Below are 21,362 nucleotides of genomic sequence, written 5' to 3' on the forward strand. Positions count from 1 at the left end.
GCCCGCGCAGCGGGCGGGGTTCGTACGCCCCCTCGCCTGTGCGCCGGTCACCGGCGGACCGCACCGCCCCTCCTCCGCTCTCCCGCAGAAGCCCCAGGGACTCCTTGCCTCCCGGCCCCGGCATCCGCATATGCACGAGGCATGCAGCTCTGCTCATCGGGTGAGAGTTGCCCATGGCCCAGCGTCGCGCCCCGCTGTTCGGTGGACGGCCATACACACTCGAACAGTCCTTATTTTGATGCTTTTGGAGGGTGAATGTGGCTGTTCGAGGACACGATGCCCCACGTACCAGGGGCAAGACCTGCGCAGACACCGGTCATCCAGGAGCAGCCGCCGACCGGTCGCCGCACCGGCAAACCCCTCTGGTTCGCGCCCGCCGCCGTCATCGGCGACGCGGTCGGCGCCGCCGTGCCGATGTATCTGGCCTTCGCGCCGGCCGACAGCACACATGCCGCGGCCTGCGCGGCGGTGGCGGCCGCGGCATGGCTGCTGCTGCGCGGTGTACGGGACCGCTACTGCGAGCGCCGTCTCGGTGAGCGCGACAACCTCGGCGCCGCGCTGCAGGACTGGCTGATACTGGTCGGCCTGCTCGCGGTGGTGCGAGCGGCGACCGGCGAGGAGTCCCCGTTCCTGGTCGCACTCGCCGCCCTGGCGCCCTGCGCGCCGACGAGTGCCGTCGTGCACACGCTGATCCACCGTCATCTGGTCGCCCGGCGCCGCGACGGCCGGGCCGTCCGCCGGGCCCTGGTGATCGGGGAGGCTGACGCCGTCGACAGTCTGGTGAGCCACCTCGCGAAACGGACCGACCACGAACTCGTCGTCGTCGGGGTGTGCCCGGTCGGTGACGAGAACCCGGAGGCACTGGCCCCGGTCGCCACCCGCCTCAGCAGGCAGGCACCGTCGCGCCCGTCGGCCGACTCAGGCCCTGTGCTGGAGGCGGCCCGGCGGCTCGACGTGGACGTGGTCGTCGTCGTGCCGGGACCGTACCTGACCGGAACGCGCCTGCGGCGGCTGTCGTGGGCTCTGCACGGCGAGGAGCGCCCGCTCATGGTCGTACCGGGCCTGGCCGAGGTTGCCGGACGCCGGGTGGGCGTCCACTCCGTGGCCGGGCTCACGATGCTGAACGTGGCGCCGCCCCTGAGGCGGGGCCTCGCGATGCTGCTCAAGTCGGTGACGGACCGGCTGGGCGCGGCGCTGCTGATGGTGCTGCTCGGCCCGGTGTTCGCGGTAGTGGCCCTCGCCGTACGGCTGGACTCCCCGGGCCCCGTCGTGCACCGGCAGACGCGTATCGGCCGCTGCGGAAAGCCGTTCACCATGGCCAAGTTCCGCACCATGGTCATCGACGCGGAGCGGCTGAGGCACCAGTTGGCCGGGACCAACGAGCAGGACGGGCGAATGTTCAAGATCCGCCGCGATCCGCGGATCACCCGCGTCGGCCGCGTGCTGCGCCGCTGCTCCCTGGACGAACTGCCCCAGCTGTTCAACGTGTTGCAGGGGCACATGTCCCTGGTCGGTCCGCGACCGCCGCTGCCCGACGAGGTCGCGGGGTACGACGAGGTGGAGCTGCGCAGGCTGGCCGTCAAGCCGGGGCTCACCGGCCTGTGGCAGGTCAGCGGCCGCTCCGACCTCTCCTGGGACGAGACGGTCGCCCTGGACCTCAGGTACGTGGACAACTGGTCCCCGGCCGGGGACTTCGCCGTTCTGGCTCGCACGGTGCGCGCCGTCGTAGCGGGCACCGGGGCTTACTGACCCCCCTTCACCACCGACCCAGGACGGCTACGACTACCGCGCGTTGAGCATCGTGCCCCGGACCACCTGACATCCCCTCCTGGCACCCCTTTCTGCCGTCAGCAGGCGCGGTCTCCTCGCCAGCTCACCGACGTGATCGCGGCGGATCTTGAACATTCGCCGTCCTGTGCCGCTCGTCCCGGTAGCGCACCGCCCATGACGGCCCGAGGTGTCCGGCCAGTCGCCGGGCGACCGCCCGGCCCTGCGTGACGTGCCTGCGCAGGGCCGGGCGGGAGCCGAAGCCTTCCGGCGGCCGGGACAAGCGCCAGGTCCGCAGCACGTCCGCCAAGTCGTCCGGCAGGCCCAGTTGGGGGGCGTCCAGCGGGACTTCGCCGGTGTACGCCTCGATGTCCTCCGACCACCCGTCCTCGTACGGCTCGTACGCCTCGTACAGGGGCGACGGCTCGCCGAGCGCCCGCACGAGCAGGTGGAGCGGTCGCTCAAGGGTCATTCGAGTTCCGGCAGCGCAGTGGTTCTTTACACACTCCTGACGCGCCCCGCCGCATCCGTCCGGCCCCGACTGGTGTCCTCACCGGTGTCCGGAACCGGACGGAAGTCGCGTCGGAGAATGGAGTGCCATGGAAGGCACCGTCGTCGCAGTGGTCGTCGTGGCCGTGCTCGTCCTGCTCGTGCTGAAGAGCGGTATGCGGGTGGTCAACCAGGTGGAGCGCGGAGTGGTGTTCCGCTGGGGCAAGGCACAGCCCGCCTACCGGCAGCCGGGCATCACCTTCCTCATCCCGTTCGCCGACCGGATGCGCAAGGTGAACGTGCAGGTCGTGACCATGCCGGTGCCCACCCAGGAGGGCATCACCAAGGACAACGTGTCGGTGAAGGTCGACGCCGTCGTCTACTTCCGGGTGACCGACCCGGTGAAGGCGGCCATCGAGGTGCAGGACTACCACTTCGCCGTCGGGCAGGTCGCCCAGTCCTCCCTGCGCTCCATCATCGGCAAGAGCGACCTGGACGATCTGCTGAGCGACCGGGAGCGGCTGCACGAGGGGCTGGCCCTGATGATCGACAGTCCGGCCGCCGGGTGGGGCATCCACATCGACCGCGTCGAGATCAAGGACGTACAGCTGCCCGAGTCGCTGAAGCGGTCCATGTCGCGGCAGGCCGAGGCGGAGCGGGAGCGGCGGGCCCGGGTCATCACCGCGGACGGCGAGTTCCAGGCGGCCCAGCAGCTCGCCAACGCGTCGAGGATCATGTCGGACACGCCCGAGGCCATGCAGCTGCGGCTGCTCCAGACGGTCGTCGAGGTCGCCGCCGAGAAGAACTCCACGCTCGTGATGCCGTTCCCCGTGGAGCTGCTGCGGTACTTCGACCGGGCCGCACAGCACATCGGTGCCGACCTCAACGCGAAGAGCGTCCCGGCGCAGCAGCCGCAGGAGACCATCCCGGCACAGCAGCCGCAGCAGAGCGCCGACCAGTCGTAGCAGCGGTGGAGTTAGCATCCGCTCATGACGACCAACGACCACAACGGCTCTGTACTGGACACCGAGATCGGGGCCCTCAAGGGCGGCTCCGCGAATCTGCCGCAGTACGCCGGCAAGAGCGTCCTCATCGTGAACGTGGCCTCCAAGTGCGGCCTGACCCCGCAGTACACAGGTCTTGAGCGGCTGCAGGAGCGGTACGCCGAGCAGGGCTTCACCGTGCTCGGCGTGCCCTGCAACCAGTTCCTCGGGCAGGAGCCCGGCACCGCCGAGGAGATCGCCGAGTTCTGCTCCGCGACGTACGGCGTGAGCTTCCCGCTGACCGAGAAGGTCGAGGTGAACGGGGAGGGCCGGCACACGCTGTACGAGCGTCTGGTGGGCTTCGCCGACGCCGAGGGGCACAGCGGGGACATCCGCTGGAACTTCGAGAAGTTCCTCATCGGCCGCGACGGGCAGGTCGTCGCGCGCTTCTCGCCGCAGACCGAGCCGGAGGCGGCGGAGGTCGTGGCGGCCATCGAGGGCCAGCTGGGCTAGGGCCTGTCCGGCGGATCCTGCCGCAGGGAAACAGCGGCGCCTTGTCGGCGCGGCTGAGCAGGCCCCGCGTCTGCGGCAGGATCCGCCGGAGAGGCCCTAGGTTGACCTTGCCCCAGGGGCAGGGCTGAGCGTCCTTGTCACCGGGCGGGAAGGACCGCCCGGTGACGGAGGATGGCATCGTGAACGAGGAGCTGCTGACCATCGGCGCGTTCGCCGCGCGGGCCCGGCTTTCGGCCAAGGCGCTGCGGCTGTACGACCGCCTCGGGCTGCTCGCCCCGGCGCATGTCGACGAGGCCAGCGGTTACCGCTACTACCGCGCCGACCAGGTGGAACGCGCCCGTCTGGTGGCCCTGCTGCGGCAGCTGGACATGCCGCTCGCCCGGATCGCCGAGGTGATCGGGGCGCGGGGCACCGCGGCCGCGGATCTGCTGGCCGCCTACTGGGCGGACGTGGAGACCCGGGTGGCCGGGCAGCGCACCCTCGCCGAGTACCTCCGTGGACGACTGTCGGGGAGGAGCTCCGAGATGTACGACAAGTTCGTGGTCGAGACGGTGGACGTGCCCGCGCGGGTGGTGATCACCGAGACGCGGCACACGCTCGCGGACGAGCTGCCGGCCTGGATCAGCGCCTCGCTGGACCGGCTGCTGAAGGCCGCGCAGGAGTGCGGGGGCGTGGCGGGTGAGCCGTTCGTCGTCTACCACTCCGAGGTGTCGATGGAGAGTGACGGGCCCGCCGAGTCGTGTGTGCCGGTGGCGGACGAGGCGGCGGCCCGGGCGTGGGTGGAGGCACACGGCCGGGCCGGGGCGACCCGGGTACGGGTGGAGCCGGCGGCCCGGCTGGCCTACACCCGGATCACCAAGGCCCAGGTGGCCCATCCGCAGATCCTCGCCGCCTTCGAGGCGGTGGAGCAGTGGATGGCCGGGGAGGGCCTGGAGATGGCCGGCCCCTGCCGCGAGGTGTACTTCGCGGACTGGGACACGGCCGGGCCCGGGGATCCGGTGTGCGATGTGGCGTTTCCGGTGAAGTAGCCCCGGGCCGGATGTGGCCGAGCCCCCTCGGCAAGGACGGCGACTCGTCGAGAGGGCTCTGCGGGGTGAAGCGTGTGCAGTTGTCGTCGGACGTGTCTGCGAGGGAACGTCAGAGAGGGCTCCCTACGCCTTGACCGAGGCGACGAAGACGTTCCACGCGTCGGCGGGGAAGGCCAGGATCGGGCCCTCGGTGACCTTGGAGTCGCGTACGGCGAGCTCCGCGGTGGTGGGCGACTTGACCTCGACGCAGGCGCCGTTGCCCGCGGAATAGGAGGACTTCATCCACGTCTCCGAAGCGCCCTGAATCAGTGCCATGTCCACTCCTGTTGCGAGTTGCTGGTGGTGCGGTTCACGCCAACCTTGTCGTCTGATTGGCGTGATCGACGCTACCGGGCAACCGCCTCTGCTGGAGTAGTCGTTCACTCAAGCGGATGGCATATTCCAAGTGAGCCTTCCACTGAATCGTAACGACGGTGTACGATCCGGCACTTCCTGTGGAGCAGGGCTCAATCCGCGTAGGTTTTCGCCACGTCGGAGATGTATTGCCGGGATTGCTCCACATTGAGGGACTGTGCCCGCAGATGCTCGTACATCACGGCGTACTTCTGCACGTCCTGCGCCTTCTCCAGGTACAGGTCGCTGGTCACGCCCTCCAGGTAGACCACGCTGGAGTCGGCCGCGTCCGTGAACTCCAGGATCGCGTACTGCCCGTTGAGCCCCGGATGCGCGCCCACCTCGAAGGGCAGCACCTGCACGGTGACGTGCGGCAGCTGGGACATCTCGATCAGATGCTCCAGCTGCTCACGCATCACCAGCTTGCTGCCCACGACGCGGCGCAGCGCCGCCTCGTCCAGCACCACCCACAGCCGAAGAGCCGCGCCCTCGGCGGTGATACGTTCCTGTCGGCGCATGCGCACCTGCACGCGCTTCTCGATCTCCGCCGTCGACGTCTCCGGCAACGCGCCCTGCACCAGGGCCTCCGCGTAGGCGCGGGTCTGCAACAGACCGGTCACCAGCTGGGGTTCGTACACCCGCAGCGACTCGGCATCGGTCTCCAGGCCGATGTACACGCTGTACGGGATGTCCCCGAACGTGTGCCACCAGCCCTGCTGTCTCGAATCCCGGGCCATCTCCATCAGCGAGTCGACGATCCGCTGGTCCTCGACCTCGTACACCCCGCACAGATCGCGAACGTCACGCTGACTGATGCTTCTGCGGCCGTTCTCCAGCCGACTGATCTTCGACTGCGACACGAGCAGCCGCTCCGCCACCTCCTCGGCCGTCATGCCCTTGAGCTCGCGGAGCCTGCGCAGCTCCTGACCCAGCCGGCGTCGCCGTACTGTGGGATTGACATTGGACGCCACGGGACGTGCACCTCCGGCTGCCTGCCTGTACCTGGCACTTTGCGTATCTGCTGTTGAGCAGACTGCCACCAAGGTGCTTTCTACCGCTGGGAAACAGTGGATATGCGGCGCGTACGCGTCAGTTCGGGCACGGATTTACGAGTGCGGACGCGGTCGAGCGGGGCGGTGAGACCACGAGGATCTCACCGCCCCGCTCGAACCAGCGGCTCCCGTACCGGGTCTTGGGGACTTTCGGTGCGGCTCAGTGGGCCACGGCGCGTGCCATGGACCCGCGGCTCGGCTGCATCGGAACCCCGCGTGCGGGTTCCGCCGTGGTCCTGGCTCCGTGCCCCGCCTGCCTGCCGGCCGTGGCCGGCCCGCGCCGCGGCTGGGCCGCAGCGCCGTTCTGTACGTCCATCACGGCATGCGCGACCAGCCCGCCCATGGGGTCGTGCCGGATCAGGTCCCGCAACCGGGAACGTGAGGAGCGGCCCTCATTCCCCGGGTACAGGTGCTTGCCGAGTCCGACGGCGTGGGCCAGGGCGGCGAGCGCCGCGGTCCGCGGGTCCGGCGGTACGCCGGTGCGGATCGCGGAGTCCAGCCGGGCACGGATCTCCCGGCTGATTTCGGTGTCCGTCGCCTGGTACCGAGTCGTCGGCAGCACCCCGCACATCTGCCCCGGCACGGCGGCCACCATGCCGCACCGTTCGAGATGCGAGAGGTAGATCTGACGCAGCCCCAGCCGGGGCCCGCCGATCCAATGGACGGCACGTACGGGAGCGCCGCGCCTTCGCAGCAACTCCAACGCACAGTCCAAAGTCGGATCTCCAGTCGGCCGTGGTACCACCACGGCGATACGATCCCCGTCTGGGGCTATCCGTCCGGCCAGCGCCAGCTCCACTAGCTGTGCTCCGGCCAGACCGAGGTCGAGCGACTGCGGCTGTGCAGTGGTACCCGTGGCCGGGTCCAGTGCCAGCAGCAGAAGCTCCTCCGGAAGTGTTCTGCGGCTCCTGCCCATCCATGCCTCCCCGCGTGGATGACAGACAGGGTGACCCCTCTCACATTGGTCTGTCGAGGGTGCGTGACCGGTTCGTGAGGGAACCGGTAGGTATGTCGTTCTCGTCTACCACAGGGGCCAAGCCCTCACACAGGACACTGGTACATGGTTCGGACAGGGCGCGCGAGTGGGCGTGCGGCGCACTAGGAGGCATCGGTGGCGGGCGAGTCCCCCGACAGGTCGAAGCAGCACGAGTCGTCGGCGGAACCGACGTCGGGGAGCGGGGGTACGGTTCCCGAAGCCCGCGATCCGCGCCTCGCGGTCTCCCGCGAAAAGGATTCCTCCGGCGCCGCGGTGGACACGGCGACGAAGGTCCTCTCCATCCGCAACGTGAAGGTCGCCGCCAACTCCGAGGACGACGACTCCGACCTCCGCGAGGCGGTCTCGGCGTGGGTCCGCTCGGCCGAGGACCCGAAGACCCCGGAAGAGCCGGAGCACCAGACCGAGCCTGCCGACCCCAAGTCGAAGCCCACGAAGGCGGACACGAAGTCGGAGCCTACGGAGGACACAGCCGAGCCCCAGGACGAGGCCGAGAACACGAAGGCCGAGCCAGAGGACGAGGCGAAGCCTGCTGCGGACGCCGAGCCCGAGGACGCGAAGGCTGAGCCCGAGGACGAGCCGAAGCCTGTTGCCGAGGCCGAGCCCGAGGACGAACAGAAGGCCGACGCCGAGCCCGAGGACGAACAGAAGCCTGCTGCCGAACCCGAGGACGAGCCGAAGGCTGACGCCGAGGACGAGGGCGAGCCGAAGGCTGCTGCCGCCGAGGACGACGACGAGCCGAAGGCTGCTGCCGCCGAGGAGCCGCAAGCCGCCGACGGCGAGGACGCCCCACAGGAGCCACCCGCAGCCGACGACGAAAGCCGCACGGGTGGTGCGGGTGGGAACAAGACCGCCGAAGGCGAAGCCGAGGCGAAGCCCGCCAAGACAAAGCCCGCCGAAGCAAAGCCCGCCGAGGCGAAGGGTGTTGACCAGCCGACCACCCTCATCAAGGTCGTCAAGCCCAAGAAGCCCCAGGTCGACCAGCCCACCACCACCCTCAAGCTGGGCGGCAGCAAGTTCGTCCCGCTGAAGAACGACACCTCCGCCCCCACCACCGCCCTCCCCCAGGTCGGCCCCGAACGCACCACCCAGCAGCCCCTCCCGCCCAAGCCCCCGCTGGACCTGCTGGCCGAGCTGACGAACACGCCTCCGCCCCCGGAGACCCCGGTCCGCACCCTGCTCCGCCGGGTCAAGATCTGGACCCCCCTGGCCCTCCTCCTGGCGATCATCTTTGCGGTCGTACAGGCCTTCCGCCCGCTCCCCCAGCCCACCCTCGCCCTCACCACGAAGGACACCTTCACCTTCGAGGGCGACCTGGCCAACATCCCGTGGCCGGACAAGGGCCAGGCCGCCCTCGACGTCCAGGGCATCGGCACGTTCGGCTCCTCCGGCGCCCAGAAGCCGGTACCGATCGCGAGCGTCGCGAAGGTCATGACGGCGTACCTGATCCTGCGCGAGCACCCGCTCAAGAGCGGCGAGGACGGCCCCAAGATCAAGATCGACAAGCCCGCCGAGGAGCAGTCGGACGCCGGCCAGGAGTCCACCGTCCCGGTCACCGCCGGTGACAGCATCTCCGAGCGCGAGGCCCTGGAGGCGATCCTCCTGCCCTCCGCCAACAACGTGGCCCGGCTGCTCGCCCGCTGGGACTCGGGTTCGGAGAAGGCGTTCGTGACGAAGATGAACGCCGCCGCCAAGAAGCTCGGCATGACCAACACCACGTACACCGACCCCTCGGGCCTGACGGACTCGACGGTCAGCACGGCCGTGGACCAGGTCAAGCTGGCCAAGAAGGCGATGGAGCAGCCCGCGTTCCGCGAGGTCGCCGCGATGATGTCGTACGTCGACTACAAGGGCGCCAAGCACAACAACTACAACCGGCTGGTCGGCTACAACAACGTCGTCGGCATCAAGACCGGCACCACCACCTCCGCCCTCGGCAACCTCGTCTTCGCGGCGAAGCAGCAGGTCGGCGGCGAGACCCGCACCATCATCGGCGCCGCGATGCGCCAGCCCGCCGGCGGCTCCGACAACACCATCATCAGCGGCGTCCTGGACGCGGGCGACAAGCTGATCCGGGCCGCACAGGGGGCGCTGAAGTCGGCGACGATCCTGAAGAAGGGCACCGTCGTCGGGTACGTCGACGACGGCCTCGGCGGCCGTACGCCGGTCGTGGCGACGAAGGACGTCACGGCGGCCGGCTGGGCCGGTCTGAAGGTGAAACTGTCCTTCACCTCGGACGCCGTACCGCACACCGCGAAGGCCGGCACCAAGGTCGGCTCGCTCACCGTGGGTGACGGTTCGGCCGGTGCGGTGACGGTCCCGGTGGCACTGCAGAAGGACCTGACCGAACCCGGCTTCACGGACAAGCTGACCCGTCTCGGCTGAGCCGTAGGCCCGCTTCACCGCTCCCCCACCCCGCCGACGGAGCCCGTCGGCGGGGTGCGTGCTAGCGTCACGAAACGGGGCAGCTCGCCGGTCCATGGGACGGGGCCGCGAACTGGACGAGAAGCGGCCGGTAACACCGAGGGACACGGCCGAGAACAGAAGACGGGACACGGGGAGTGCCTTCAGGTGGCCACAACGGAGCGGACACGCGCGGACGACGCCGACCCGGACCCGGGATCCGGCCCTCGAATACGCCTGTCCACGGCTGACACGGACGCTCGCGCCGACACGGACGGTCGTCACCACGACCGTAGCGACAGCCGCACCGACAGCCACACGGACAGCGGCGCAGACGAGCGGACAGACGGCCGGACGGACGACCAACCGTACGGCCGTACGACCGCACCTCAGGGCCGGCTCGCCCGACTCCTCGCCGCCGCCGAGCCCCTGCGCCAGCGGCTCCTGCTGCACCCCGTGCTGTCGGTCACCGCTCTCGCCGGCCTTCTGCACATCGTCTGGTTCTTCACGTTCGCGAACAGCGGTGGCGACCTCGCGGCCCAGGACGCCTGGGCGGAGTTCGTCGGCCGGCACCCGGACTCGGCGTACAACCTCGCCTGGTACGGGGGCATGCACCCGGTGTCGTACAGCGTGGTGTCGCCGTATCTGATGTCGGTCCTCGGCGTCCGTACGACGATGATGATCGCCGGGACGGTCTCGGCGGGCCTGCTGACGCTCGTGCTGATCCGCAGCCGGGCGGTGAAGAACCCGCTGTGGGCCGCGATGGCCGGGGTCTTCGCGCTGATCTGCAACGCGGTGTCCGGGCGGGTGACCTTCGGGCTCGGCACGATGTTCGCGCTCGGCGCGGTCGCGGCCGTCTTCTGCTGGCCCTACCGGTGGCGGTTCAAACGCTGGGCGAAGGCCCTGGTAGCCGCCCCGCTGGCGGCGCTCGCCACGATGGCCTCGCCGGTCGCGGGACTGTTCGTGGGCCTGGTCGCGGTCGCGCTGTTCCTGCAGAAGCGGCGGCCCGGCGCGTGGGCGCTGGGGCTCGCGCCCACGGCGGTGGTCGCCGTCTCGACGTGGCTGTTCCCGTTCTCGGGCACCCAGCCGATGATCTTCGGCTCGGTGATCCTGCCCCTGGCATACGGCCTGCTGTGCCTGTTCCTCGTCCCCAAGGAGTGGATCACCGTACGGCTGACGGCCGCCGTCTACAGCCTCGGGGTCGTCCTGGTCTGGCTGATCAACTCGCAGATCGGCTCGAACATCTCGCGGCTGCCGATGCTGTTCGCGGGTGCGGCGCTGATCGCCGCCCTGCCGTACACGGTGCCGCGCTCGCGCAAGTGGTACGCGACCGTGGTGGCGTTCCTGGGCTTCGTCGGCTGGATCGGCTTCAAGACGGTCGACGACATCATCCACACGACCCCTGCCGCGTCCTGGGCCCGGGAGCTGGCGCCGCTGGTCAACCAGCTCCAGAACGTCGGCGCGGAGAAGGGCAGGGTCGAGGTGGTCCCGGTGCGCTCGCACCGCGAGGCCTCCGCGCTCGCGCCGGACTTCAACCTGGCCCGCGGCTGGCTCCGGCAGGCCGACATGGAGCGCAACCCGCTCTTCTACGACGACACGCTCAACTCGGCGAACTACCACGAGTGGCTCCAGCGGTGGGCCGTGCACTTCGTCGTGCTGCCCAAGGACGAGCCGGACGGGGACGGCGGCGAGCGCGAGCGGCAGCTGCTGCAGCGCGGGATGCCGTACCTGAAACAGATCTGGGGCGACGCCAACTGGCAGCTGTTCCGGGTGACCGATCCGACACCGCTCGCCGAGCCGAACACGGTGGTGGACCGGGCCGAGCAGGGCGAGATGACGCTGCAGGTGCACAAGCCGGGGCGGATCCTGATCAAGATCCCGTACTCGCCCTGGCTGAGCGTCGTCGACGGGCAGGGCAAGAGTCTCAAGCCGCCGCAGAAGTCCTCCGACGGCTTGACGTACGACAACGTCAACGGGTGCCTGATGGAGACGCCGGAGGACTCCAAGGGGGACAAGTGGACGATGCTGCTCGCGCCGAAGGCCGGGACGTATCACTTGGCTGCGCCGTACCAGTTGCCGCGGGGTACCCCCTGCCCGGACGAGCTGAAGTGAGCCTCACTGGCAGCTGCGAAGCTCCGCGACGTACTTGTCCGTGCCCGGGATCGTGGGGATCTCCAATTCCAGCGACGCGTCCGACGCTTCCCACCGTGCCGGGCGAGTTTCTCGGGCGTCAGTGGGAGCGGTGGTGACCGCAGGCGACATGGCGGAGGGTGAGCATGTCGGCGGCGCCGAGCAGACCGCGGGTCAGGAAGTACTCGGCGAGTTCGGCGCGGCTGGGGCGCGCGGCGGTGTCCGGCCACAGCCCCGCCCTGACCTCCTTGAGCACCTTGTCGACGTACCCCACGCTGAAGCCGGCGCACTGCGCGGCCACCGCGCGGTCCTTCAGGTCCTGCAGTGCGGGGTCCCCGGACAGCCAGGGGGCCAGGACGGCGACCAGAACGGTCCTGGACGACTGCTGGACGAGCATGCGCTCCACCTGGGGGGTGGGTTCGGGTCCGCGGTAGGTCACCGTCCCTGACTGGGTTTCGGTCTCCCCGTCCGGTTCGGCTGCCGGCCCGATCACAACGCCGACCTGGATCTCGCCCTTCGGTCCGAAGTAGAGGACGGTCCGGCCGGGGTTGAGGCGGACCGCCCCGCCCCGTCCGACCTCCTCGTATCCGCCGCGCGGGGGCGCGACCCTGACGCGTCGGCTGCGGGACTCGTTCAACAGGGTCCAGCGGCCCGCGAGGTAGGCGATCTGCGGGCAGTCGGGCCGGCGGGAGAGGAAGCGCTCCACCTCCGGGTCGTCCTGTGCGACCACCTTCCGGGTGAGGTAGAAGGTCTCCTCCGGGTCGAGCTGGAAGGACCTCAGGCCGTCCCGGGTCTGGAGCTCGATGGTCGCTCGTGGTGCGGCGTGCATGACCCCCCGATCACTCACTGAACAAGAATGGCTGCTCGATTGATCCACTGAGGACCACATCGGCGACAATTACGGTGATATTATCCGTTCCTCCTGCTTTGAGAGCAGACTTCATCAGAATCGAAGCGGTTTCCGCAGGCGCCATGTCGGCGGTCGACATGATCAGCCCGCGCAGCTCCCGCTCGTCCAGGTCGGCCGGCAGTCCGTCGCTCGACAGCACCAGCCGGGTGTCCGGACGGGCGTCGATCGCCCACAGGTCGGGACGGACCGGTACGGACGAGCCGATCATCCTCAGCAGCGGACCCTGCGGAGCGGAGTGCGGCTTGGTGATCTGCCGCACCGATGTCCGCTCGGGAGGCACCGCCCATACATAGCCGTCCCCGACGTGCGCCCCCACGATCCGGTCGCCGATCACGGCGCAGGCGTCCAGGGTCGTGGCCATGCCCCGCAGCCGTGGATTGCCCTTGACGTGCTGCAGGACCGCCGCGTTGGCGTCCCGGAAACCTCCCTGGAGGTGATGGTGGGTGCGCTGAGCGCCGCGCCGCCAGGCCTGGACGACCGCCTCGACGGCCAGCTTCGAGGCGACCTCGCCCGCCGGAGCACCACCGACACCGTCGGCCACGACCAGCAGATCCGTGTCCGCGAAGTGGGAGTCCTCGTTCCGTCGGCGGTGCCGGCCGGCCGTGGTCGCTGCTCCGGCGTGCAGCCACACCTCGGCGCCGTCCTCGCACTCTCGCTGCGGGGCCGTCCCCGACGGCAGCACCAACTCCCGTGACGCCCCGGTGCCCGGGACCTCCGGACGCATTTCGGGTGGCAGTGCGGGAAGCGACTTGCGGGGTGTCACGAGCGGTTCGGACGAATGCTGTTCCTCCGCGGAGGTCTCGTCCTGCGCGGGGGGCTGTCCGCCGGCGGCCGCCGGCGGACTGAGCGCCGGCAGCGTACGCGACGGCTCCCGCAGCAGGGGCGGAACACCGTGACCGGGTGCCGCGGGGGTGTGCTCCTTGGCGGGTGCCGCCGCATGCGCACCCTTCTTCGGCGCACCACGGTCGGTCGGCGCCTGGCCGTGCAGTGGCGCGGCCGACGGACCGGGCCTGGTCGAGGCGTCGTTCTGGTGCCGGGAACGGCGTACGAAGGTGAGGCGCAGTTCTCTCCACAAGAGGATCACCACCGCGAGAAGGGGGATGGTCAGGAAGATGGCCATCAGGCTCACGAGTTTCAGCATGGCGGCTACTCCGACTCCGTCTCGGTGTCCGCCTCGTCGCTGAGGCTCTCCTCCGCGCCGCTGGGCAGACCGCTGAGCGCGATGTCCGGTCCGACGGGCATGTCCAGTGCGTTCGGATCGTCCCTCATCAGTTCCCGGGTCACCTGGCGCAGCATGAGCAGCGCGTTCTTGGCCGGTGTCGCCTCCTCTTGCTCGGTGAGGCGCTGGTGTTGCTCGGTGAGGCGCTGGTGCGGATCGTAGGACAGCCACTGGTCGGCCAGGTCCGCAACGTTCTTCGGCAGGCCCGTGACCAGCTCGTCCAGCCGTGCCGGGCGGTGGTTGCGCTTCATCAGTTCCGCGATGTGCATCATGTCCGGGTCCTCGGAGAGGGCGTTGGCCTCGCGGGACAGAGCGGGTTTGCCGGAGATCAGCCAGTACAGCAGGCTGCCCATGGCGTAGATGTCCGACAGGGAGGACCGGTCGTCGCGGGACTTGGTCACCGTCATCTGCTCGTAGGACATGTAGAACGGGGTGCCACGCGGGCGGTCGCTCTGGGTGGAGTTGGCCTGCGAGAACTGCCTGGCCAGGCCGAAGTCCGCGAGCGCGGGGCGCAGATTCCGCTGTTCGTCGCCCTCCCAGGACAGCAGGACGTTCTGCGGCTTGATGTCCAGGTGCGCGATGTCCTGCTCGTGGACCGCGTCGAGTCCCCACAGCAGCTGCTCGACCATGGTCAGGCACCAGTTCAGGGGCCTCGTCCTGACCACGCCGCGTCCGTAGACCGCGAGCGAACCCGGTACGTAGTGCGGGGTGACCGTCCACAGCCACTTCCCGGTCGCGCCGCTGTCGAGCACCTTGACCGCCCAGTCGCTGCGCACCTTCTCGGCGGCCTCCAGCTCCCTGCGCCACTCCTTGGCGTTGCGGCCCTCCTTCGACAGCAGCTTGATGACGAAGGAGGCCGGTGTCCCCGCCTGGCGCAGGTCCCGGCAGAGCAGGACGGCGGCCGCGTACCCGGGGGTGTCGGCGTTCGGGAGGTTGTCCACGACCTGCCACCGGCCGGCGAAGGTGCTGCCGGGCGGCACCACCATGACCGGTGCGTCCACGTCGTCACTGATGCTCTCGGCCGGGCGTTCCCCGGCCCGCCCGGACGGGTCCTCGTCGTCCATCTGGACGCCGGTCCTGGACCGCCGTCGCCGGGAGGCGCCCGCGCCGCCGAGCCGGGCCACGGCTTCCACGGTGGTGGGGGTGATGACCGACGCGTTGCGGTGCGCGAGGTCGGTCACCATGCGGGCAGGCAGCAGGGCCAGCCGGAACACCACGTGCACGAGCGCCACGAGCAGCAGCCACACGCCCATCAGCGCGTAGTCCACCGCCCAACCCACCGCGAGCGACCCCACGCTGGTGATGGCGGCCGTGGCGCCGCCGGCCGCGTACGCGGCCACGCTGTCCATTCCGGTCGCGGCCCTGTTCCCGCTGGTGGTCAGGTAGGCGCGGTAACAGCCGAGGATGATCGAGCCCACCACGGCCACCACCGACAGCACGTAGACCGCGCCGGTGACGGCGCGCTTGACGCTGCGCGGCTGCTGGTCGAGCGGGCCGACCCGGTGCGAGTTGCGGTCGGCCAGGACGAACGGCAGTCCGCCCAGCACCAGCGTCCCGCCCACGAAGACCCAGGCCACCGACTTGGCCATCTCCAGTTCCGGGCCGCTGGCGTGGATCACGCCCTTGGTGGCGTCGTACTGGTCGGGGGCGAAGATGGCCTTGGCGGTCAGCGAGACCAGGTAGTACTCGGACCTGACGAACAGGAACGCCCCGGTCACCGCGATGATCGCGGCGATCAGCGGCCACACCGGCCAGCCGCCCTTGGAGATGCCGTGCCGGGCGGCGGACACCGCGCGGCCGGTGTTGTCGGCGGCTGCCTGCAGATCCGCCGTCACCAGTCCGAAGCAGTACGCGCACCACTGGGCCACGGCGACGGCGATGGTGTGCAACTGCCTGCGCAGGAAGGCGGACAGCGGCAGCAGCAGGAGACAGGCGACGCCGGCCCAGACGATGACCGGAATGCCGCTCACGCGCCGCCTCCCGTGGAACCCGCAGAGTCCTCGAAAAGGTGCTCGGGATATCCGGGACGGGTGATAGCGACCGCGGAAGCGCCGAGTTCACGGAACTTCTTCGTCCACCGGGTTTTCCGTGCGTCGCACCGGACGGCCTGCGAACAGGTGAAGTCGACGACCGACACAGTCGCTCCGGCCATGCGCGCCGTGGACTGCTGCTGCAATCCGTTGGGGTCCAGATCGGACGCCATCACGAGGTGGCGGGGGCCTTTCCGGGAGGGGTCGGCGAACTGCTCGGACGCGTTCTTGAGGCAGCCGCCGAGATCCGTTCCCGATTCGGATGCCGACACCTTCAGGGCGCCCAGCCGCCGCCCTTCGGTCCGGGCGGCGGAGAGCGCCTGATCACGCAGTTCGCCCCACCGCTCGACGAATTTCTCCGCGTTTCCGGACACCCGGCTGCCCTGAAGGGGACCGGAACTCGTGCCGACGGCGGCCGGCTTGTCCCGCAGGGCCGGGATGTTCAACTCCAGCCTGGGCGGTTTGCCGTACGTGTTGACGCCGATCGTGTAGACGTAGACCGTGCTGGCCTTCCGACCAGGAACGACGAGCTTCGGTAAGGCCTTGGCGACCGCGTTCCGCGCCGACTCACGCTCGGCGGTGGGGTAGGAACTGGACGTGTCGAGGCAGACCACGACGACGGCGCCGGGCCGGGTCGCGGCCGGAAAGGAGTCGTCACTGATGCCGGCCGCCCCGGAGCCGGAACTCCCCGACGGGGAGCACGCCGCACAGGCCGACGCAGTGATCAGAAACGAACCGGAAAGAAGAATTCTTCGCAGTCGCCGACCGCGAAACGTAGTGTGCATGATCAACCCCCACGCATGATCTTTCACCGAAGGTGCGCGAAAGCACCGGTCGGCATGACGGCATGAACAGCCGTCGCAGACGAGAAACGAAGAGACGAGAGCCAAGCCGTCACGGTCGACGGCGAACTCACGCAGCCGACGTACTCTGCGTGAACCCCCGGCGCCACGGGCCCTGCCCCCGTGGCGGCAATTCCAGCACCGCCAGCCGGGCGGCGGCCAGTACGAAGCCTCGTACTCTTTCGGCGACCCCCCGCCGCCGTGCCCCTCCCTCGGACTTTCCCTTGCCATTTTGCCGAAAACAACCGTTCCGGAACGGTCTTTCGATGAAAACGGTGAAACCGGTACGGCCGGTCCGGCGCCGGCCGCCCACCTCAGGCCACGTCCCCGGCGCCCGGCCGCTCCCGCAGGGCGGTGAGAACGGCATGGTGTTTCCCGGCCGGCACCCTGACCGGCCGCGGCTGCTCGTGCCGCAACGCCTCTTCCACCGCCTCCGCCGTCCCCGGCAGGTGCGGCCACTGCCAGACCAGCATCCGCATCGCCAGTTCACGCAGAGCGGGATCGGGATCGTGGCGCGCCCGGTCGCGGACCAGGGCCCACGCCGCCTCCTCCTCCAGGCCCAGCAACCAGTGCCGGAAGGCCGCTTCACGCGGGTGCCACGCCAGGTCGTTCGCCGCCCGGTCGGCGAACAGCGCCCGCACCTCCTCGTCCTGCGGGTACCGTTCACCGAGGAGGTCCAGCGCCGTCGCGCGCGGCCGGGCGGCGCAGTCGTCGACGGCCCGCTCGACCAGCAGGCGGCGCACCTCGGGATCCTCGGGCCACTGGGTGCCGAGCACCTGGAGCGCGACCACCCGGGGATGGCTGTCGGGGTCGTCCACCGCCCGCTCCAGCAGCAGCCGCCGGGCCCGGGGGTCGCCGTCGGGCCACTGACCGGCCAGCAACCGCACCGCGGCGGCGCGCAGCAGCGGGTCCCCCTCCTCGACGGCGCGGACCAGCAGCAGATCCCCGGCCCGCTCGTCGGTGAGCCGCCGTCCGGCGACGATCCGCAGCGCCTCCAGCCGGGTCGCCCCGTTGCGGTCGTGAGCCGCGTGATCCAGCAGCACGGCGGCCACCCGCTCGTCGTCGGGCCGCCGCTCGCCGAGCAACCGCAGCAGGAACGCGCGCGCCCCGCCTCGCGGCTCCTCGGCGACCCTGCTCAGCAGGAACGTCCATACGTCCGGGTCGGCGGCGCACCGGTCGGCCAGTGCGCGCAGCGCGGCCCGGCGCACCGAGGGCGCGGCGTCCTCCACGGCGCGCTCCCGCAGCAGGCCGGGCTCCAGGATGTCCTCCGGCCACCGTTCGGCCAGCAGCGTCAGCGCGGTGGAACGGACGAGCGGGTCCTGGTCGGAGGCGGCGCGCTCGCGCAACAGCGCCGGAACGTGCTCGCGCGGCTCGTAATGCTCGGCGACCATCCGCAGCGCACCGGCCCGTACGGCGCCGACGGCGGAGCCGAGTGCGCGGTACGCGAGCGCGCGTACCTGCGGACGGTCGGCCCAGTGCTGTCCGAGAAGGCCGAAGGCGATCCGCGCCACATGGGCGGACCCCGCGTTCTCGGCCTGCGCGCAGAGCACTTCGGGAGTCCGCTCGTCGTCCGCCCACCGCTGGGCCAGCGCCGTCAGCGCGGCACCGCGGGCGTAGTCGCTGGACTCTTCGGCGACGCGTCGCCGCAGCAGCGCCTGCACCGGCTCCTCGCGCCACCAGTGCTCACCCAGTACCTGCAGCGCGGTACGGCGCACACGGTCGTCGCGATCGGTGACGGCGCGTTCGAGCACCAGTTCCAGACCGCGTCCGTCCCGGGGGCGGTGCTCGGCCAGCACCCGCAGGGCGGCGGCCCGGATGCCGCCGCCTTCGTGGAAGCGGGCCAGTGTCCGCAGCCGGGCCGGGTCCTCGTACAGGTGGCAGGCCAGGTGCGCGGCGGCGGACTCCTCCGAGATGACCAGCCCGCCGTCCTCGTAGAAGCGGTACTCGGGGACGAACTGTCCGCTCAGATGGAACCAGCGCAGGTAACGGGCCCGCCCCTCCCACGACTCGGGCAGACCGGCGAGGACCGGTCCCAGCTCCCTCAGACCGTCACCGGGGCCGACCGACAGGGCGGTGGTGAGTTCGTCGACGACCATCCTGCTCTGCGCGGCGAGCAGCTGCGGCCGGCCGAACTCGGCCAGACAGCGCGTCGCCAGGACGAGGATGCCGGGGTTGGCGCTGCGACGGTACAGGGCGAGCAGGTGCTCGACCATGGCCGCCGCCTCGCGGTCGTTCAGCTGGCCGGCGAGCAGCAGCAGCACCTCGCGCCAGGAGGGGTCGGCGGCATGCCGGGTGACGACGTCGTCCAGCAGGTCCTGTACGCCGGTCCAGCTCCGCCGGTCCCGGTAGCGGGCGGCGATGTCCCGGGCGGCCAGGTACTCCAGGAAGGCCCGGTGGACGAAGCCGTACACGTCGCCGCCGTACCGTGCCAGGATGAAGTTGCGTCGCCACAGATGGGCGAGGAGCGCGCGGGCACCGGCCCGCACGTCCGGCTCGGGCAGCGCGTACTGCTCCAGGAACTCCCGGAACACGGTTTGGAGTTCGCTCCTGTGGATCTGGTTGCCGGCGATGCCGAAACGGCCCTCCTGCATGCGGCGGGCCAGGAACTCCAGCAGTTCCATGCGCTCGTCGGGCCCCAGTACGTCCGCCACGGCAGCCGGCAGCGCCTCGTCCAGTAACTTCGCGTCGAGGTCCCAGTGCGCGACGAGCACGCTCACGGCGTGGTCGTAGACGCCCCGGCGGTGCCGGGGCAGCGAACGCCGCCGGCCGATGATGGCGAGGATGGTCAGCAGCAGCGGATTGCCGGCCAGTTCCCTGATCTGCCGGGACCGGTGCAGCGCGCCGACAAGCCGGCCGCTCAACTGGTCGGCCAGTCCCGGATCGTGCGGGCAGGCGATCGCGTACCAGCGGCGGACGAACGTCTCGATCTGCGGCTGGTCGAGATCCTGTAGCACGTGGTGCCCGAACCCGGCCTCGTCCAGTACCGCGTCCTCGTACCCGATCGTCCGGGAGGTGACGACGACCCGGGCCAGTGGGTTGGCCCTGGCGAACTCGGCGATCCTGCGCTCCATTTCCTGGCGCAGACGTGGAGCGAAGATCTCGTCGAGACCGTCGAAGACGACCAGGGCCCGGCCCTGGTCCAGCCGCAGGCGCAGGACCTCGTACGGGACGGACAGCCCCTCCTCGCTGTGCAGATGGCGCAGCAGGTCCTCGAAGCCGACCTTACGCCAGCGCGGTTCGGCGAAGCGGCGCAGCTCGATGATGACGGGAAGGGTGCCGGCGAGCGCGTCGAGGGCGGTGTTCCGTCCGCCTGAAGCAGGGCGGGGTGGTTCGGCGTCGGCCAGGAGTGTCAGGGCCACGTATCGCGCGACGGTGGACTTGCCCGATCCGGGATTGCCGAGCAGGACGACGCAGCGGTTGCCCGGTGCGGCCAGCAGGGAGAGCACGGACTGGCGGAGCCGCCCGAGGTGAGCGCCGCGCGCGCGGACGGAGGTGAGCGCGTCCGTCGGCCAGGTGAGCTGATCCGCCAGCAGTTCACCCTGCTCCAGCAGCCGCCGGACCAGGTCCCTGGGCAGGTCCACCGGCCGGGACTCGGCCCGCACCAGGGGAGGGACGAACACGTCCTGGAGGCGGACGACCGGTTGCGCGTGCTGGTCGTCCAGCGGGGTGATCACAGCGAGGTCGAGGCGTCCGTAGGTTTCGCGCATGCGGTGCGCGTACTTGCGTATCGCGGCGTCGATCTCTTTGGGGGACGGTTCGGGCGTCGTGCCGGGGGCCACGGTGAGCAGGACGTTTCCGTCACCGCTGATGACGAGGCCGGCGTCCCCGGCGACCACGACGGACCGGTCGCCCTGCGCCTGGGCCGTGACGGTGGGGGTGCCGGGGACAAGGGGAACGGCCGGGGTGACGGGAGTGGCCGATGCGGGGACGGGTGATGCAGGGACGTGCGGCTCCGGCGAGGCGGCCGACGGCCCTGAAGTGGGTGCCTCCAGGGCCGTCGCGGCGTCCGCGCCCGGGGAGCGGCGGCGGAACAGACCGGTCATGCGACGTATCAAAGGTGCGTACCGTCCCCCGTGATGATCTCCTCGGCGTTGCCGCCCACCGCCGCAGCGCGGTTTCCCGACGCCGACACGTCCGGCTGGGAGGCCGGGGAGGGCGTCGCCGGGGGAGTGACGGGGGGAGCGGCCGCGGGAGCCGGTGCCGGTGTCGTGGGCAGGACCGTGGTGTGGTCACCGGTGATCACCCGCCCGGCGTTGCCCCCGACGGCGACCGCCCGTTCGCCGCCGGCGCTCACCGTGCCACCGGTGCGGTTGCCCGCCGTCACCAGGGTGAACACGGATAAGGTGAGACCGGCCAGCGCGACCACTCCGCTGACCACACTGGCGACGGCACCCGCCGTGCCCAGGTCCGTCACGATCGCCACGACAATCAAGGCCACGATCGCGACTCCGCAGACAAACCCCACGACCCAGGGCCATAACCGGCGCGTAGGTGTTGGTGTCATGTTGGCTCTTTCCCTGAAATAAGCCTGGTTTCCCGGCTTCTGCCCGGGGGCGCACCACTGTAGGGGCTCCTACCAACGTTCCGACAGTGATGGAGAGCAACTTAG

Annotated in this window: 16 protein-coding genes; 6 read left to right on the plus strand and 10 right to left on the minus strand. The window is 70.4% G+C overall.

Features of this window, described 5'->3' with window-relative positions; all coding sequences use genetic code 11:
- Nucleotides 1-255 precede the first annotated feature (255 nt).
- Nucleotides 256-1,749, plus strand: a complete 1,494-nt coding sequence (locus ACFYZZ_RS16935) for a sugar transferase (RefSeq protein ID WP_389176233.1) — start codon at nucleotides 256-258, stop codon at nucleotides 1,747-1,749.
- A 124-nt stretch (nucleotides 1,750-1,873) separates the two neighbouring features.
- Here the strand turns inward: ACFYZZ_RS16935 and ACFYZZ_RS16940 are convergent, their stop codons facing one another.
- Entirely contained in the window at nucleotides 1,874-2,239 is a 366-nt protein-coding gene (locus ACFYZZ_RS16940) for a hypothetical protein (protein ID WP_389176235.1), read from the minus strand.
- Between the two features lie 127 nt (nucleotides 2,240-2,366).
- Between ACFYZZ_RS16940 and ACFYZZ_RS16945 the strand changes: the two genes are divergently transcribed.
- From ACFYZZ_RS16945 to ACFYZZ_RS16955, 3 genes are all read left to right on the plus strand, one after another.
- Nucleotides 2,367-3,221, plus strand: a complete 855-nt coding sequence (locus ACFYZZ_RS16945; protein ID WP_389176237.1) for a slipin family protein — start codon at nucleotides 2,367-2,369, stop codon at nucleotides 3,219-3,221.
- 24 nt (nucleotides 3,222-3,245) lie between these two features.
- Nucleotides 3,246-3,752, plus strand: coding sequence for a glutathione peroxidase (locus tag ACFYZZ_RS16950; protein ID WP_389176239.1), 507 nt, complete (start codon nucleotides 3,246-3,248; stop codon nucleotides 3,750-3,752).
- Between the two features lie 161 nt (nucleotides 3,753-3,913).
- Nucleotides 3,914-4,780 carry a MerR family transcriptional regulator gene (locus ACFYZZ_RS16955; protein ID WP_389176240.1) on the plus strand — a complete coding sequence of 289 codons (867 nt, stop codon included), beginning with the start codon at nucleotides 3,914-3,916 and terminating at the stop codon, nucleotides 4,778-4,780.
- Nucleotides 4,781-4,903: 123 nt separating this feature from the next.
- Here the strand turns inward: ACFYZZ_RS16955 and ACFYZZ_RS16960 are convergent, their stop codons facing one another.
- The 3 genes from ACFYZZ_RS16960 to ACFYZZ_RS16970 form a co-directional block, all read right to left on the minus strand.
- Entirely contained in the window at nucleotides 4,904-5,095 is a 192-nt protein-coding gene (locus ACFYZZ_RS16960; RefSeq protein WP_389176242.1) for a DUF397 domain-containing protein, read from the minus strand.
- Nucleotides 5,096-5,286: 191 nt separating this feature from the next.
- Nucleotides 5,287-6,144, minus strand: coding sequence for a helix-turn-helix domain-containing protein (locus tag ACFYZZ_RS16965; RefSeq protein WP_389176244.1), 858 nt, complete (start codon nucleotides 6,142-6,144; stop codon nucleotides 5,287-5,289).
- 241 nt (nucleotides 6,145-6,385) lie between these two features.
- Entirely contained in the window at nucleotides 6,386-7,141 is a 756-nt protein-coding gene (locus ACFYZZ_RS16970) for a GPP34 family phosphoprotein (protein WP_389176246.1), read from the minus strand.
- Nucleotides 7,142-7,336: 195 nt separating this feature from the next.
- Between ACFYZZ_RS16970 and ACFYZZ_RS16975 the strand changes: the two genes are divergently transcribed.
- Together ACFYZZ_RS16975 and ACFYZZ_RS16980 are read left to right on the plus strand one after the other, a co-directional pair.
- Nucleotides 7,337-9,604: a D-alanyl-D-alanine carboxypeptidase gene (locus tag ACFYZZ_RS16975; protein ID WP_389176248.1), complete on the plus strand. Its 2,268-nt coding sequence runs from the start codon at nucleotides 7,337-7,339 to the stop codon at nucleotides 9,602-9,604.
- A 186-nt stretch (nucleotides 9,605-9,790) separates the two neighbouring features.
- On the plus strand, nucleotides 9,791-11,734 hold the full coding sequence (locus ACFYZZ_RS16980; protein WP_389176250.1) for an MFS transporter: 1,944 nt from the start codon (nucleotides 9,791-9,793) through the stop codon (nucleotides 11,732-11,734).
- Nucleotides 11,735-11,852: 118 nt separating this feature from the next.
- On the opposite strand, the gene ACFYZZ_RS16985 is transcribed toward ACFYZZ_RS16980, so the two are convergent.
- From ACFYZZ_RS16985 to ACFYZZ_RS17010, 6 genes are all read right to left on the minus strand, one after another.
- Complete coding sequence (locus ACFYZZ_RS16985) at nucleotides 11,853-12,599, minus strand: hypothetical protein (protein WP_389176252.1); 747 nt, start codon at nucleotides 12,597-12,599, stop codon at nucleotides 11,853-11,855.
- The gene (locus ACFYZZ_RS16990; RefSeq protein WP_389176254.1) at nucleotides 12,592-13,803 is read right to left on the minus strand and encodes a protein phosphatase 2C domain-containing protein; all 1,212 of its coding nucleotides are present in this window, start codon (nucleotides 13,801-13,803) and stop codon (nucleotides 12,592-12,594) included. The genes ACFYZZ_RS16985 and ACFYZZ_RS16990 overlap by 8 nt, the downstream gene beginning before the upstream one ends.
- A gap of 5 nt (nucleotides 13,804-13,808) precedes the next feature.
- Nucleotides 13,809-15,851 carry a protein kinase gene (locus ACFYZZ_RS16995; protein WP_389176256.1) on the minus strand — a complete coding sequence of 681 codons (2,043 nt, stop codon included), beginning with the start codon at nucleotides 15,849-15,851 and terminating at the stop codon, nucleotides 13,809-13,811.
- Nucleotides 15,848-16,801, minus strand: coding sequence for a hypothetical protein (locus ACFYZZ_RS17000; RefSeq protein WP_389176258.1), 954 nt, complete (start codon nucleotides 16,799-16,801; stop codon nucleotides 15,848-15,850). The genes ACFYZZ_RS16995 and ACFYZZ_RS17000 overlap by 4 nt, the downstream gene beginning before the upstream one ends.
- A gap of 266 nt (nucleotides 16,802-17,067) precedes the next feature.
- Complete coding sequence (locus ACFYZZ_RS17005; RefSeq protein WP_389176260.1) at nucleotides 17,068-20,796, minus strand: HEAT repeat domain-containing protein; 3,729 nt, start codon at nucleotides 20,794-20,796, stop codon at nucleotides 17,068-17,070.
- An 8-nt stretch (nucleotides 20,797-20,804) separates the two neighbouring features.
- The gene (locus tag ACFYZZ_RS17010; protein WP_389176262.1) at nucleotides 20,805-21,191 is read right to left on the minus strand and encodes a hypothetical protein; all 387 of its coding nucleotides are present in this window, start codon (nucleotides 21,189-21,191) and stop codon (nucleotides 20,805-20,807) included.
- Between the last annotated feature and the right edge of the window lie 171 nt (nucleotides 21,192-21,362).

Origin of the sequence: Streptomyces sp. NPDC001816 (assembly GCF_042892235.1) — a bacterium.
Lineage (GTDB): Bacteria > Actinomycetota > Actinomycetes > Streptomycetales > Streptomycetaceae > Streptomyces.

Coding starts and splice junctions, on each gene's coding strand:
- ACFYZZ_RS16935 (WP_389176233.1), top strand. CDS start 256: ATGTGGCTGTTCGAGGACACGATGCCCCACGTACCAGGGGCAAGACCT.
- ACFYZZ_RS16940 (WP_389176235.1), bottom strand. CDS start 2,239: ATGACCCTTGAGCGACCGCTCCACCTGCTCGTGCGGGCGCTCGGCGAG.
- ACFYZZ_RS16945 (WP_389176237.1), top strand. CDS start 2,367: ATGGAAGGCACCGTCGTCGCAGTGGTCGTCGTGGCCGTGCTCGTCCTG.
- ACFYZZ_RS16950 (WP_389176239.1), top strand. CDS start 3,246: ATGACGACCAACGACCACAACGGCTCTGTACTGGACACCGAGATCGGG.
- ACFYZZ_RS16960 (WP_389176242.1), bottom strand. CDS start 5,095: ATGGCACTGATTCAGGGCGCTTCGGAGACGTGGATGAAGTCCTCCTAT.
- ACFYZZ_RS16970 (WP_389176246.1), bottom strand. CDS start 7,141: ATGGGCAGGAGCCGCAGAACACTTCCGGAGGAGCTTCTGCTGCTGGCA.
- ACFYZZ_RS16990 (WP_389176254.1), bottom strand. CDS start 13,803: ATGCTGAAACTCGTGAGCCTGATGGCCATCTTCCTGACCATCCCCCTT.
- ACFYZZ_RS17005 (WP_389176260.1), bottom strand. CDS start 20,796: ATGACCGGTCTGTTCCGCCGCCGCTCCCCGGGCGCGGACGCCGCGACG.